Source organism: Pseudomonas sp. Tof1, from assembly GCF_055390395.1.
Genome location: NZ_AP024344.1, coordinates 6259560 through 6273271, shown reverse-complemented (window position 1 = coordinate 6273271; position 13712 = coordinate 6259560). Strand labels below are relative to the sequence as shown.

The following is a 13712-nucleotide window of genomic DNA, read 5'->3' as shown; positions in this document are numbered from 1 at the left end:
AGATCCGACATGCAAAAGATTCGTCGTGACGACGAGATCATCGTGATCGCCGGCAAAGACAAAGGCAAGCGCGGTAAGGTGCTTAAGGTTCTGGCTGACGACCGTCTGGTCGTCGGTGGCCTGAACCTGGTCAAGCGTCATACCAAGCCTAACCCGATGTCGGGCGTACAGGGCGGTATCGTCGAGAAAGAAGCGCCACTGCACGCTTCCAACGTCGCCATTTTCAACAGCGAAACCAACAAGGCTGACCGCGTTGGTTTCAAAGTAGAAGACGGCAAAAAAATTCGTGTCTTCAAGTCGACCCAAAAAGCGGTTGATGCTTGAACACTGCTAGGTAGAAGACCATGGCACGACTGAAAGAGATTTACCGGAACGAAATCGCTCCCAAGCTTAAGGAAGAACTTAAGCTGGTGAACGTGATGGAAGTCCCGCGCATTACCAAAATCACCCTGAACATGGGTCTGGGCGAAGCGATCGGCGACAAGAAAGTCATCGAGCACGCTGTTGCTGACCTGGAAAAGATCACCGGCCAGAAGGTCGTCGTGACTCACGCTCGCAAATCCATCGCAGGCTTCAAAGTCCGCGAAGGTTGGCCGATCGGTGTCAAGGTGACCCTGCGTCGCGATCGTATGTATGAGTTCCTGGATCGTCTGCTGTCGATCTCCCTGCCTCGGGTTCGCGACTTCCGCGGCCTGAATGCCAAGTCCTTCGACGGTCGTGGCAACTACAGCATGGGCGTGAAAGAGCAGATCATCTTCCCGGAAATCGACTACGACAAGATCGATGCTCTCCGCGGTCTGGACATTACCCTGACCACCACTGCCAAGACGGATGAAGAAGGTCGCGCCCTGCTGCGTGCTTTCAAATTCCCGTTCCGCAACTGATTGGAGTAGGAAAATGGCCAAGAAGAGCATGAAGAACCGTGAGCTGAAGCGTCAGCTCACCGTTGCCAAGTACGCCACCAAGCGTGCAGCGCTCAAAGCTATCATCGTCGACCTGAACGCAAGTCCAGAAGCACGTTGGGAAGCTTCGATCGCCCTGCAGAAGCAGCCACGTGACGCCAGCGCCTCGCGCCTGCGTAACCGCTGCCGCCTGACTGGTCGTCCGCACGGCGTTTACCGCAAGTTCGGCCTGGGCCGTAACAAGCTGCGTGAAGCCGCCATGCGTGGTGACGTACCAGGTCTGGTCAAAGCCAGCTGGTAAGCCGCACTTCCTCAGTCGCCCTGGTCGGGCTCGCAAGATCCTGACCGGTGGTGACCTGGAGTCTGAATCAAGCCCCTTTTGGGGCTTGATTCATTTCTGGCGTATGTCTAGAATGACCGGCTCGCCTGAGCCTGCACTTTTTACGTGTGGAGCAGCTCGGCGACAGTTGCAGCCGCAAGGCTCATTTTTTTTGTATCAGGAGCATCTAGCCCATGAGTATGCAGGACCCGTTAGCGGACATGCTAACTCGAATCCGTAATGCCCAGATGGCTGAAAAGTCCGTCGTAAGCATGCCGTCTTCCACGCTGAAGGTGGCTGTAGCAAAAGTCCTGAAGGACGAAGGTTACATTGCGGGTTTTCAGGTAACCACCGACGCCAAGCCGTCGCTGTCCATCGAGCTGAAGTACTTCGAAGGCCGTCCGGTCATCGAGGAAGTGAAGCGCGTTAGCCGTCCAGGCCTGCGTCAGTACAAGTCCGTCGAAGAACTGCCGAAAGTACGTGGCGGTCTGGGCGTGTCTATCGTCTCCACCAACAAGGGTGTGATGACTGATCGTGCTGCGCGCGCTGCCGGTGTCGGCGGCGAAGTTCTTTGCACAGTGTTCTAAGGGGGGATAAGCATGTCTCGCGTCGCTAAGAACCCCGTTAAGCTGCCAGCTGGTGTCGAAGTCAAATTCGCCGGCCAACAGCTTTCGGTGAAGGGTGCCAAGGGCACTCTCGAACTGAATGTCCATTCGTCCGTCGAGATCGTCCAGGAAGCTGGTGAGCTGCGTTTCGCCGCTCGCAACGGCGACCAGCAGACTCGCGCAATGGCTGGTACCACGCGTGCGTTGGTCAACAACATGGTCCAGGGCGTTAGCCAAGGCTTCGAGCGCAAGCTCCAGCTGGTCGGTGTTGGTTACAAGGCACAAGCAAAAGGTTCGGTCCTGAACCTGGCCCTTGGCTTCTCGCACCCAGTGGATTACGAACTGCCGGAAGGCATCACCGCTGAAACGCCTAGCCAGACCGACATCCTGATCAAGGGTATCGACAAGCAGCTGGTAGGTCAGGTGGCCGCCGAGATCCGCGACTTCCGTCCACCAGAGCCTTACAAAGGTAAAGGTGTGCGCTACGCGGACGAAGTCGTCCGTCGTAAAGAAGCCAAGAAGAAGTAGGGCATAGCAAATGACCGACAAAAAAGTTACTCGACTGCGTCGCGCTCGCAAAGCACGCCTGAAAATGCACGAACTCGAAGTCGTGCGTCTCTGCGTGTTCCGCTCTTCGCAGCACATCTACGCCCAGGTCATTTCGGCCGACGGCAACAAGGTCCTGGCCAGCGCCTCGACTTTGGATAAAGAACTGCGTGATGGTGCCACCGGCAACATCGACGCGGCCACTAAGGTTGGCCAGCTGGTCGCTTCGCGTGCTAAAGCCGCAGGCGTCTCGCAGGTGGCTTTCGACCGCTCTGGCTTCAAGTACCACGGCCGCGTCAAGGCGCTGGCTGAGGCTGCTCGTGAAGCTGGGCTGGAGTTCTAAGTTATGTCCAATAACGACCAAAAGCGCGACGAAGGCTACATCGAGAAGCTGGTTCAAGTTAACCGCGTAGCCAAAACCGTAAAAGGTGGCCGTATCTTCACTTTCACCGCGTTGACCGTGGTAGGTGATGGTAAGGGCCGTGTAGGCTTCGGCCGTGGCAAGTCCCGTGAAGTGCCTGCTGCGATCCAGAAGGCCATGGAAGCGGCTCGCCGCAACATGATCCAGGTGGACCTGAACGGCACCACTCTGCAGTACGCCACGAAGTCCGCCCACGGCGCTTCGAAGGTCTACATGCAGCCTGCATCTGAAGGTACCGGTATCATCGCTGGCGGCGCTATGCGTGCTGTCCTCGAAGTTGCTGGCGTTCAGAACGTTCTGGCCAAGTGCTACGGCTCGACCAACCCGGTAAACGTGGTTCACGCCACTTTCAAAGGTCTGAAAGCCATGCAGTCCCCTGAGTCCATTGCTGCCAAGCGCGGCAAAACTGCAGCGGAGATCCTGTGATCATGGCAACCGTAAAAGTAACGCTGATCAAAAGCACCAACGGCCGCATCCCTAGCCACAAACTGTGCGTGAAGGGTCTGGGTCTGCGTCGCATCGGTCACACTGTAGAAGTCCAGGATACTCCCGAGAACCGCGGGATGATCAACAAGGCTTACTACATGCTGCGTGTCGAGGGTTAATCGATGAAACTCAATGATCTGAGTCCAGCGCCGGGTTCCCGTCGCGAAAAGCATCGTCCGGGCCGTGGTATCGGTAGCGGTTTGGGTAAGACTGGTGGCCGTGGCCACAAAGGTCAGACCTCCCGTTCCGGTGGCACCATCGCTCCAGGCTTTGAAGGCGGTCAACAGCCGCTGCATCGTCGCCTGCCGAAGTTCGGCTTCGTTTCCCTGAAAGCCATGGACCGCGCAGAAGTGCGTCTGTCCGAGCTGGCCAAGGTGGAAGGCGACGTCGTAACCGTGCAGTCCCTGAAAGATGCCAACGTGATCAACCAGAACGTACAGCGTGTGAAAATCATGCTGTCGGGCGAAGTGACTCGCGCTGTAACTATCAAGGGCATCGCCGCCACCAAGGGTGCGCGTGCGGCTATCGAAGCAGCTGGCGGCAAGTTCGAGGAATAAATGGCTAAGCAAGGTGCTCTCTCAGCGCTCAGCAAAGGCGGGTTATCCGAGCTCTGGGCTCGTCTGCGTTTCCTGTTCCTGGCGATTATCGTCTACCGGATAGGTGCGCACATCCCAGTTCCAGGTATCAACCCGGACCGGCTGGCGGACCTGTTTCGACAGAATGAGGGGACCATTCTTAGCTTGTTCAACATGTTTTCCGGCGGCGCGCTGGAGCGGATGAGTATCTTTGCACTGGGGATCATGCCGTACATTTCGGCATCGATCATCATGCAACTGATGACCGCTATCAGCCCGCAGCTGGAGCAGTTGAAGAAGGAAGGTGAGGCTGGTCGTCGCAAGATCAGCCAGTACACCCGCTATGGCACCGTCGTCCTGGCCCTTGTTCAAGCCATTGGCATGTCCATTGGCCTGGCTGGTCAGGGCGTAGCTTTTTCTGCTGATTTCGGCTTCCATTTCGTCGCGGTGTCCACGTTCGTGGCTGGCGCGATGTTCATGATGTGGCTGGGTGAGCAGATTACGGAGCGCGGTGTTGGCAACGGTATCTCGATGCTGATTTTTTCGGGTATCGTCGCCGGTCTTCCGAGAGCGATCGGGCAGTCTTTCGAGTCTGCGCGTCAGGGTGATATCAACATTTTCGCCCTGGTTGCCATCGGTTTGCTGGCAGTAGCGATTATCGGTTTCGTGGTGTTCATTGAGCGTGGCCAGCGTCGTATTGCTGTTCACTACGCCAAGCGTCAGCAGGGCCGCAAGGTCTTCGCTGCGCAGACCAGCCACTTGCCGCTGAAAGTGAATATGGCCGGTGTGATTCCAGCTATCTTCGCGAGCAGCATCTTGCTGTTTCCGGCTTCGTTGGGTGCCTGGTTCGGTCAGTCTGAAGGTATGGGCTGGTTGCAGGACATCTCGCAGTCGATCGCTCCTGGTCAGCCGTTGAATATTCTGCTGTTTAGTGCAGGGATTATTTTCTTCTGCTTCTTCTATACGGCGTTGATGTTCAATCCGAAAGACGTAGCGGAAAACCTGAAGAAGTCCGGTGCCTTTATTCCGGGTATCCGTCCAGGCGAGCAGTCGGCACGCTACATTGATGGCGTTCTGACCCGTTTGACCATGTTCGGTGCTCTATATATGACGGCCGTGTGCCTGTTGCCCCAGTTTCTGGTGGTTGCAGCAAACGTTCCGTTCTACCTTGGCGGGACCTCGTTGCTGATCGTGGTCGTGGTTGTGATGGACTTCATGTCCCAAGTGCAATCTCACCTCGTTTCGCACCAGTACGAATCCCTGATGAAGAAAGCCAACCTGAAGGGCTACGGCAGCGGCATGCTGCGCTGAAGCACCCATAAGGTTCGAGGAGTTGGTGATGAAAGTTCGTGCATCGGTGAAAAAGCTGTGCCGTAACTGCAAGATTATTCGCCGCGAAGGTGTGGTTCGAGTAATTTGCAGCGCGGAACCGCGTCACAAACAGCGCCAAGGCTGAGTGTGATCTGCTTGAAGCCCAGCAGCTAGTGCGCTGCTGGGTTGATTATTTGTTATTACAGCGATATTATCTCGCGCCCTATTTCTTGGCTTCCGGGGCGTAGGTAGCTGTCAATTGGAGTCCCACTGAATGGCCCGTATTGCAGGCGTTAACATTCCAGATAACAAGCACACTGTTATCTCGCTGACCTACATCTATGGTGTTGGTCGCACTACTGCACAGCAGATCTGTGCAGTGACTGGGGTCAACCCAGCCGCGAAGATCAAGGATCTGAGCGACGAGCAGATTGAACAGCTGCGTGGCGAAGTGGCGAAGTTCACCACTGAAGGTGACCTGCGTCGCGAAATCAACATGAAAATCAAGCGCTTGATGGACCTGGGCTGCTACCGCGGTCTGCGTCATCGTAAAGGTCTGCCAGTGCGCGGTCAGCGTACCAAGACCAACGCGCGTACTCGCAAAGGTCCGCGTAAGCCGATCCGCAAGTAATCGCACCAGCGAATCGACAGGAATTTAGTCATGGCAAAACCTGCTGCTCGTCCTCGTAAGAAAATTAAAAAGACAGTGGTTGATGGCATCGCCCACATCCACGCGTCTTTCAACAACACCATCGTGACCATCACCGATCGTCAAGGTAATGCTCTGTCCTGGGCTACCTCCGGCGGTTCGGGTTTCCGCGGTTCCCGTAAGTCCACCCCGTTCGCTGCCCAGGTTGCCGCTGAACGTGCTGGCCAAGCTGCGCTGGAATATGGCCTGAAGAACCTCGACGTCAACGTCAAGGGCCCGGGTCCAGGTCGTGAGTCCGCTGTCCGTGCTCTGAACGGCTGTGGCTATAAGATCGCCAGCATCACCGACGTGACGCCAATCCCGCACAACGGGTGCCGTCCGCCGAAGAAGCGCCGCGTGTAATCCAGGAGATTGTAAAGAATGGCTCGTTACATTGGTCCAAAATGCAAATTGGCTCGTCGCGAAGGCACCGACCTCTTCCTGAAGAGCGGCGTGCGCGCTATCGAATCCAAGTGCAACATCGAAGCAGCTCCTGGTATCCACGGCCAGCGTCGCGGTCGTCAGTCCGACTACGGCACCCAGCTGCGTGAGAAGCAAAAAGTTCGTCGTATCTACGGCGTACTCGAGCGTCAGTTCAGCGGCTACTATAAGCAAGCTGCTGGCAAGAAAGGTGCAACCGGTGAAAACCTGCTGCAACTGCTCGAGTGCCGTCTGGACAACGTCGTATACCGCATGGGCTTCGGCTCGACTCGTGCCGAATCGCGTCAGCTGGTATCGCACAAGTCCATCAGCGTTAACGGCAAGACCGTAAACGTTCCGTCCTACCAGGTTCGTGCTGGTGACGTGGTTGCTGTTCGCGAAAAGGCGAAGAACCAACTGCGTATCGTCCAGGCCCTGGAACTGTGTGCTCAGCGTGGCCGCGTAGAATGGGTAGATGTGGACACTGACAAGAAGTCGGGCGTTTTCAAAAGCGTTCCTGCTCGCAGTGACCTCTCCGCCGACATCAACGAAAGCCTGATTGTCGAGCTCTACTCCAAGTAAGGGCTAGAAAATAGGTGCATCCATGCAGATTTCGGTAAATGAGTTCCTGACACCCCGTCACATCGACGTGCAGGTTGTCAGTCCAACCCGCGCTAAGATCACTCTCGAGCCTCTCGAGCGTGGTTTTGGCCACACCCTGGGCAACGCGCTGCGCCGCATCCTGTTGTCCTCAATGCCAGGCTGTGCAGTAGTCGAGGCCGAGATTGACGGTGTGCTCCACGAGTACAGCGCCATCGAAGGTGTACAGGAAGATGTCATTGAAATCCTGTTGAACCTTAAAGGTCTGGCTATCAAGCTGCACGGCCGTGACGAAGTTACGCTGACCTTGTCGAAGAAGGGTTCGGGGGTGGTTACCGCTGCCGATATTCAGCTGGATCATGATGTCGAGATCGTTAACCCCGATCACGTAATCGCCAACCTGGCGTCCAATGGCGCCTTGAACATGAAGCTCACCGTAGCTCGTGGCCGTGGCTATGAACCAGCAGACTCGCGTCAGAGCGATGAAGACGAAAGCCGCAGCATCGGTCGCTTGCAGCTCGACTCTTCGTTCAGCCCGGTTCGCCGTATCGCCTACGTGGTGGAAAACGCCCGTGTCGAACAGCGTACCAACCTGGACAAACTGGTTATTGATCTGGAAACCAACGGTACCCTGGATCCTGAAGAGGCTATCCGTCGTGCTGCAACCATCCTGCAACAGCAGTTGGCTGCGTTCGTCGACCTCAAGGGTGACAGTGAGCCAGTGGTTGTCGAGCAGGAAGACGAGATCGATCCGATCCTGCTTCGCCCGGTTGACGATCTGGAACTGACTGTACGTTCGGCTAACTGCCTTAAGGCGGAAAACATCTACTACATCGGCGACCTGATTCAGCGTACCGAAGTAGAGCTGTTGAAGACTCCGAACCTGGGCAAGAAATCCTTGACCGAAATCAAGGATGTTCTGGCCTCCCGCGGTCTGTCCCTCGGCATGCGCCTCGATAACTGGCCGCCTGCAAGTCTTAAGAAGGACGACAAGGCGACTGCCTGATCGTCGTAATCACCGAACGTAGTGTTTGGTAAGGAATGAACCATGCGTCATCGTAAAAGTGGACGTCACCTGAGCCGCACCAGCTCGCACCGCAAAGCCATGTTCCAAAACATGGCTGTGTCGCTGTTCGAGCACGAGCTGATCAAAACCACTCTGCCAAAAGCCAAGGAACTGCGCCGCGTTGCCGAGCCGCTGATCACCCTGGCTAAAGTAGACAGCGTTGCTAACCGCCGTCTGGCTTTCGACCGTACTCGTTCGAAAGCTATCGTTGGTAAGCTCTTCAACGACCTGGGCAAGCGTTACGCTACCCGTCAGGGTGGCTACCTGCGCATCCTGAAGTGCGGTTTCCGCGCTGGCGACAACGCTCCTATGGCGTACGTCGAGTTGGTTGATCGTGCTACTGCTGGCGATGCTGTATCTGCCGAGTAAGACGTCAGTCTGAAACAGAAAACCGGGCCCAGTGCCCGGTTTTTTGTGCCTGCTATAAAGGCACAGGTTGTTAATAGTTGTTAACTATTGCCTTTGATGGATTAATGCATTTGTTCCTGTAACCTTCATGGTCAATACTTCCCCTCAGCCGATTAGCCGGCAGCACCAAGACCCAGAGAGGAAGGATGAGTATGAGCCAGAACAAAACGCTGACGACCGCCAGCGGCGCTCCCGTCGCAGATAACCAGAATTCCCGTTCCGCCGGCCCGCGTGGCCCGCTGCTGCTCGACGACTTTCACCTGATCGAGAAGCTTGCCCACTTCAACCGTGAGAACATCCCTGAGCGTCGCGTACACGCCAAGGGTTCGGGTGCCTACGGTACCTTCACCGTTACCAGGGACATCACCCAGTACACCAGCGCCAAGCTGTTCGAGGCGATCGGCAAGAAGACCGAGACCTTCCTGCGTTTCTCCACCGTCGGTGGCGAGCGTGGCTCGGCCGATACCGAGCGCGATCCACGGGGTTTCGCCCTGAAGTTCTACACCGAGGAAGGCAACTGGGACATCGTCGGCAACAACACGCCGGTGTTCTTCATTCGCGACCCGCTGAAGTTTCCAGATTTCATCCACACTCAGAAACGCCTGCCGCAAAGCAACCTGAAAAGCGCGCAGATGATGTGGGACTTCTGGTCGCACTCGCCTGAGGCATTGCACCAGATCACCATCCTGTTCTCCGATCGCGGGATTCCGGATGGCTACCGCCACATGCACGGTTTTGGCAGCCACACCTACAGCCTGATCAACGCCAAGGGCGAGCGTCACTGGGTGAAATGGCACTACAAGACCAAGCAGGGCATCAAGAACCTGGCGCCGGCCGAGGCGGCACGCCTGGCAGGTACCGATCCGGATTATGCCCAGCGTGACCTGTTCAACGCCATCGAGCGTGGCGATTTCCCGAAATGGCGCGTGTGCATCCAGGTCATGACCGAGGCCCAGGCGGCGGCACACTACGAGAACCCGTTCGACGTGACCAAGACCTGGTCGCAGAAGGAGTTCCCGTTGATCGAAGTCGGTGAGCTGGAACTGAACCGCAACCCGCTGAACTACTTCGCTGAAGTCGAGCAGGCGGCCTTCGGTCCAAGCAATATGGTCCCGGGTGTCGGCCTGTCGCCAGACCGCATGCTGCAAGGCCGCGTATTCGCCTACGCCGATGCCCACCGCTATCGCGTCGGTACCAACCACCAGCAACTGCCGGTGAACGCGCCACGCAGTCCGGTCAACAGCTACCAGCGCGACGGTGCCATGGCCTTTGGCAGCAACGGCGGTGCCGCGCCGAACTACGAGCCCAACAGCTACGCCGATGCGCCGAAACAGGCTCCTCGCTACGCTGAGCCGGCACTGGCCCTGAGTGGTGCCGCAGATCGCTACGATCATCGCGAAGATACCGACTACTTCAGCCATGCCGGTGCGCTGTTCCGGTTGATGAACGACGAACAGAAGGCGCTGTTGATCAGCAACATCGCCGGTGCGATGGCCGGTGTGTCCGATGACGTGGTGCAGCGCCAACTGCAGTATTTCTTCAAGGCCGACCCGGCTTATGGTGAAGGTGTCGCGAAAGCGTTGGGAGTAGTGCTGAAGTAAGTCTAAACGAGAAGCAGAACCGCCCTCAATTGGGCGGTTTTTCGCTTCAAATCGATGGTTTTTCTCTGCTATTTCTCACTTTTCTGCTGTTTTTGCCGTGACCTTCCGGTCAGCTTGGTTCAAAATACAGACTTTCAGGCAGGGAGATGTAGGGCGATGCAAGGTCACCCGGACGTAATCGATTACCTCAACACGTTGCTGACCGGCGAACTGGCAGCCCGTGACCAATATCTGATCCATTCGCGGATGTATGAGGACTGGGGCTTCAGCAAGCTCTACGAGCGCATGAATCACGAAAGTGAGGAAGAGGCTCAGCACGCCGATGCACTGATCCGCCGGATCCTGATGCTCGAAGGCACACCGCGCATGCGGCCGGATGATCTCGACATTGGTACCACTGTGCCCGAGATGTTCGAGGCCGACCTGCGCCTGGAGTACAAGGTGCGTGCCGCGCTGTGCAAGGGCATCGAGCTCTGCGAGCAGCACAAGGACTACGTCTCCCGCGATATCCTGCGTCAGCAACTGGCCGATACCGAGGAAGATCACACCTACTGGCTGGAAAAACAGCTGGGGTTGATCAAGTCCATTGGCCTGGAGAATTACCTGCAGTCGCAGTGCTGAGGTGAATGGCCGGTGCCATGCAGCGGTTCGCCGGCCAGCCAGGCTCCTGCAGGATCGCGTCGTGCCGCGATATCGGATACACCGCCCCCTGTAGGAGCCAGGCTTGCCGGCGAAAGCGTCCTCAACGCTCACCAAAAAGTCCCTGCCATCACACGATGACAGGGGCTTTTCATTCCCGTTGATTACGCCCGATCGCGAATCAGCAACGGCTTCAGGTAATGCCCGGTATGCGACTGCGGCATCTCGGCTACCTGCTCCGGCGTACCCACCGCGATGATCTGGCCGCCCTTGGAGCCGCCCTCGGGTCCCAGGTCCACCAGCCAGTCGGCGGTCTTGATCACATCCAGGTTGTGCTCGATCACCACCACGGTGTTGCCGTGGTCACGCAGGCGGTGCAGTACGTCCAGCAACTGCTGGATATCCGCGAAGTGCAGGCCGGTAGTCGGCTCGTCGAGGATATACAGGGTCTTGCCGGTATCGCGCTTGGACAGCTCGCGGGACAACTTGACCCGTTGCGCCTCGCCACCGGACAGGGTGGTCGCCGACTGCCCCAGCTTGATGTAGGAAAGCCCCACATCCATCAGTGTCTGCAGCTTGCGCGCCAGTGCCGGTACGGCATCGAAGAACTCCCGCGCTTCCTCGATGGTCATCTCCAGCACTTCGTGGATGCTCTTGCCCTTGTACTTGATCTCCAGGGTTTCGCGGTTGTAGCGCTTGCTCTTGCACACGTCGCACGGCACATAGATATCCGGCAGGAAGTGCATCTCCACCTTGATCAGGCCATCGCCCTGGCAGGCTTCGCAACGGCCGCCCTTCACGTTGAACGAGAAGCGCCCCGGACCATAGCCCCGGGAACGGGCCTCCGGCACACCGGAGAACAGTTCACGGATCGGCGTGAACAGGCCGGTATAGGTCGCCGGGTTCGAACGCGGGGTACGGCCGATCGGGCTCTGGTCGATATCCACCACCTTGTCCAGGTGCTGCAGGCCGTTGATGCTGTCGTGGGCCGCCGCTTCCAGGGTCGTGGCGCCGTTGAGTGCGGTCGCACTGAGGGGAACAGGGTGTTGTTGATCAGGGTCGACTTGCCCGAGCCGGACACACCGGTCACGCAGGTCAGCAGGCCGATCGGGATTTCAAGGTCGACATTGCGCAGGTTGTTGCCGCGGGCGCCCTTGAGGGTCAGCGACAGCTTCTTGTTGCGCGGCGTGCGCTTGGCCGGCACCTCGATCTTCACCCGCCCCGACAGGTACTTGCCAGTCAGCGAGTCCGGGTGCGCCATGACCTCGGCCGCGGTGCCCTGGGCGACAATGCTGCCGCCATGCACGCCGGCACCGGGGCCGATATCCACCACATAGTCGGCCAGGCGGATCGCGTCCTCGTCGTGCTCGACCACGATCACCGTGTTGCCGATGTCCCGCAGGTGCTTGAGGGTGCCGAGCAGGCGGTCGTTATCGCGCTGGTGCAGGCCGATGGACGGTTCGTCGAGGATGTACATCACGCCCACCAGGCCGGCGCCGATCTGGCTGGCCAGGCGAATGCGCTGGGCTTCACCGCCGGACAGGGTGTCGGCGCTGCGGTCCAGGGTCAGGTAGTCGAGGCCGACGTTGACCAGGAACTGCAGGCGCTCGCAGATCTCCTTGAGGATCTTGTCGGCGATCTCGCCGCGGCGCCCGGTCAGCTTCAGCCCCGAGAAGTAACCGGCTGCATCGCCGATCGGCAGGTTGGTGACCGCCGGCAGGGTTTTCTCGCCGACCCACACATGCCGGGCCTCGCGACGCAGGCGTGTCCCGCGGCAATCCGGGCAGGGTTGGGTACTGAGGAACTTGGCCAGCTCCTCGCGCACGGTAGCCGACTCGGTCTCGCGGTAGCGCCGCTCCAGGTTGGGCACGATGCCTTCGAACGGGTGCGAGCGCTTGACGATATCGCCGCGGTCGTTGAGGTACCTGAAGTCGACGTTCTGGTTGCCGCTGCCGTTGAGGATGACCTTCTGCTGGTCCGCCGGCAGGCTGTTGAACGGCACTTCCAGGCTGAAGCCATAGTGCGCGGCCAGCGAGCCGAGCATCTGGAAGTAGTAGACGTTGCGCCGGTCCCAGCCGCGTATCGCCCCTTCGGCCAAGGTCAGTTCGCCATTGACCAGGCGCTTGACGTCGAAGAACTGCTTCACCCCCAGGCCGTCACAGGTCGGGCAGGCACCGGCCGGGTTGTTGAAGGAGAACAGCTTGGGTTCCAGCTCGCTGATGGCGTGGCCGCAGACCGGACAGGCGAAACGCGCGGAGAAGATCATTTCCTCGCCCGGCTCGTCGTCCATCGGTGCGACCAGGGCAATGCCGTCGGCCAGCTTCAAGGCGGTCTCGAAGGATTCGGCCAGGCGCTGCTGCAGGTCGGCGCGGACCTTGAAGCGGTCGACCACCACATCGATCGTGTGTTTCTTCTGCTTGTCGAGTTTGGGCACTTCGTCCAGCTCGTACAGCTTGCCGTCGACCCGCGCGCGGACGAAGCCTTGAGCCCGCAGTTCCTCGAACACCGACAGGTGCTCGCCCTTGCGCTCGCGGATCACCGGTGCCAGCAGCATCAGCTTGGCGCCTTCGGGCTGGGCCAGCACCAGGTCGACCATCTGGCTGACGGTCTGCGCTTCCAGCGGGATGTCGTGGTCCGGACAGCGCGGCGTCCCCACGCGGGCATACAGCAGGCGCAGGTAGTCGTAGATCTCGGTAATGGTGCCGACCGTCGAGCGCGGGTTGTGCGAGGTCGATTTCTGTTCGATGGAGATCGCCGGCGACAGGCCTTCGATGGTGTCGACATCGGGCTTTTCCATCATCGACAGGAACTGCCGGGCGTAGGCCGACAGCGACTCGACATAGCGGCGCTGGCCTTCGGCATACAGCGTGTCGAACGCCAGGGACGACTTGCCGGACCCGGACAGGCCGGTGATGACGATCAGCTTGTCCCGGGGCAGGGTCAGGTCGATGTTCTTCAGGTTGTGGGTTCGAGCCCCACGAATCAGGATCTTGTCCAAAGTGGCCTCGCACGGCGGGCGGTAAAGGCAGGAGTATAAGGCTAAATACTGGATGGATGCACACTATCGCGACACAGCATTGCAGCCTTGCATGACAGGATGCTGAACGAGTGAGCGACAAAGCGTC

Annotated in this window: 18 protein-coding genes and 1 pseudogene; 18 read left to right on the top strand and 1 reads right to left on the bottom strand. The window is 58.4% G+C overall.

All coding sequences use genetic code 11. From position 1 onward, the window contains the following. Positions 1-9 precede the first annotated feature (9 nt). The 18 genes from rplX to bfr all read left to right on the top strand — a co-directional run bounded on the left by rplX (position 10) and on the right by bfr (position 10569). The gene (gene rplX, locus ACZ5KU_RS28260) at positions 10-324 is read left to right on the top strand and encodes a 50S ribosomal protein L24 (protein ID WP_010443924.1); all 315 of its coding nucleotides are present in this window, start codon (positions 10-12) and stop codon (positions 322-324) included. Positions 325-344: 20 nt separating this feature from the next. Further along, a complete protein-coding gene (gene rplE / locus ACZ5KU_RS28255; RefSeq protein ID WP_054059483.1) occupies positions 345-884 on the top strand; it encodes a 50S ribosomal protein L5 in 540 nt (179 codons plus the stop codon). Between the two features lie 13 nt (positions 885-897). Then, positions 898-1203, top strand: coding sequence for a 30S ribosomal protein S14 (gene rpsN, locus ACZ5KU_RS28250; RefSeq protein ID WP_017901535.1), 306 nt, complete (start codon positions 898-900; stop codon positions 1201-1203). A 212-nt stretch (positions 1204-1415) separates the two neighbouring features. Next, complete coding sequence (rpsH, locus tag ACZ5KU_RS28245) at positions 1416-1808, top strand: 30S ribosomal protein S8 (protein WP_017901536.1); 393 nt, start codon at positions 1416-1418, stop codon at positions 1806-1808. Positions 1809-1820: 12 nt separating this feature from the next. Next, positions 1821-2354: a 50S ribosomal protein L6 gene (gene rplF, locus ACZ5KU_RS28240; RefSeq protein WP_017901537.1), complete on the top strand. Its 534-nt coding sequence runs from the start codon at positions 1821-1823 to the stop codon at positions 2352-2354. Between the two features lie 10 nt (positions 2355-2364). Further along, positions 2365-2715: a 50S ribosomal protein L18 gene (rplR, locus tag ACZ5KU_RS28235; RefSeq protein ID WP_017901538.1), complete on the top strand. Its 351-nt coding sequence runs from the start codon at positions 2365-2367 to the stop codon at positions 2713-2715. 3 nt (positions 2716-2718) lie between these two features. Continuing rightward, positions 2719-3219: a 30S ribosomal protein S5 gene (gene rpsE, locus ACZ5KU_RS28230; protein ID WP_017901539.1), complete on the top strand. Its 501-nt coding sequence runs from the start codon at positions 2719-2721 to the stop codon at positions 3217-3219. A gap of 2 nt (positions 3220-3221) precedes the next feature. Then, entirely contained in the window at positions 3222-3398 is a 177-nt protein-coding gene (gene rpmD, locus ACZ5KU_RS28225) for a 50S ribosomal protein L30 (RefSeq protein ID WP_054059482.1), read from the top strand. 3 nt (positions 3399-3401) lie between these two features. Further along, complete coding sequence (rplO, locus tag ACZ5KU_RS28220; RefSeq protein WP_010220318.1) at positions 3402-3836, top strand: 50S ribosomal protein L15; 435 nt, start codon at positions 3402-3404, stop codon at positions 3834-3836. Then, the gene (gene secY / locus ACZ5KU_RS28215) at positions 3837-5165 is read left to right on the top strand and encodes a preprotein translocase subunit SecY (RefSeq protein WP_010443917.1); all 1329 of its coding nucleotides are present in this window, start codon (positions 3837-3839) and stop codon (positions 5163-5165) included. Between the two features lie 28 nt (positions 5166-5193). Beyond that, complete coding sequence (rpmJ, locus tag ACZ5KU_RS28210; protein WP_002555468.1) at positions 5194-5310, top strand: 50S ribosomal protein L36; 117 nt, start codon at positions 5194-5196, stop codon at positions 5308-5310. A gap of 129 nt (positions 5311-5439) precedes the next feature. Then, complete coding sequence (rpsM, locus tag ACZ5KU_RS28205; RefSeq protein WP_017901542.1) at positions 5440-5796, top strand: 30S ribosomal protein S13; 357 nt, start codon at positions 5440-5442, stop codon at positions 5794-5796. Positions 5797-5826: 30 nt separating this feature from the next. Continuing rightward, positions 5827-6216 (top strand): 30S ribosomal protein S11, encoded by a 390-nt coding sequence (gene rpsK, locus ACZ5KU_RS28200; protein ID WP_007924177.1) that lies wholly within the window; start codon positions 5827-5829, stop codon positions 6214-6216. 18 nt (positions 6217-6234) lie between these two features. Beyond that, positions 6235-6855: a 30S ribosomal protein S4 gene (gene rpsD, locus ACZ5KU_RS28195; RefSeq protein ID WP_017901543.1), complete on the top strand. Its 621-nt coding sequence runs from the start codon at positions 6235-6237 to the stop codon at positions 6853-6855. A 22-nt stretch (positions 6856-6877) separates the two neighbouring features. Then, the gene (locus ACZ5KU_RS28190) at positions 6878-7879 is read left to right on the top strand and encodes a DNA-directed RNA polymerase subunit alpha (RefSeq protein ID WP_003186012.1); all 1002 of its coding nucleotides are present in this window, start codon (positions 6878-6880) and stop codon (positions 7877-7879) included. Between the two features lie 42 nt (positions 7880-7921). Beyond that, positions 7922-8308 carry a 50S ribosomal protein L17 gene (gene rplQ / locus ACZ5KU_RS28185; RefSeq protein ID WP_017901545.1) on the top strand — a complete coding sequence of 129 codons (387 nt, stop codon included), beginning with the start codon at positions 7922-7924 and terminating at the stop codon, positions 8306-8308. Positions 8309-8499: 191 nt separating this feature from the next. Beyond that, entirely contained in the window at positions 8500-9948 is a 1449-nt protein-coding gene (locus tag ACZ5KU_RS28180) for a catalase (protein WP_054059481.1), read from the top strand. 156 nt (positions 9949-10104) lie between these two features. Then, positions 10105-10569, top strand: a complete 465-nt coding sequence (gene bfr, locus ACZ5KU_RS28175) for a bacterioferritin (protein ID WP_054062546.1) — start codon at positions 10105-10107, stop codon at positions 10567-10569. 182 nt (positions 10570-10751) lie between these two features. Here the strand turns inward: bfr and uvrA are convergent. Continuing rightward, positions 10752-13585, bottom strand: a pseudogene (uvrA, locus tag ACZ5KU_RS28170) (excinuclease ABC subunit UvrA). Between the last annotated feature and the right edge of the window lie 127 nt (positions 13586-13712).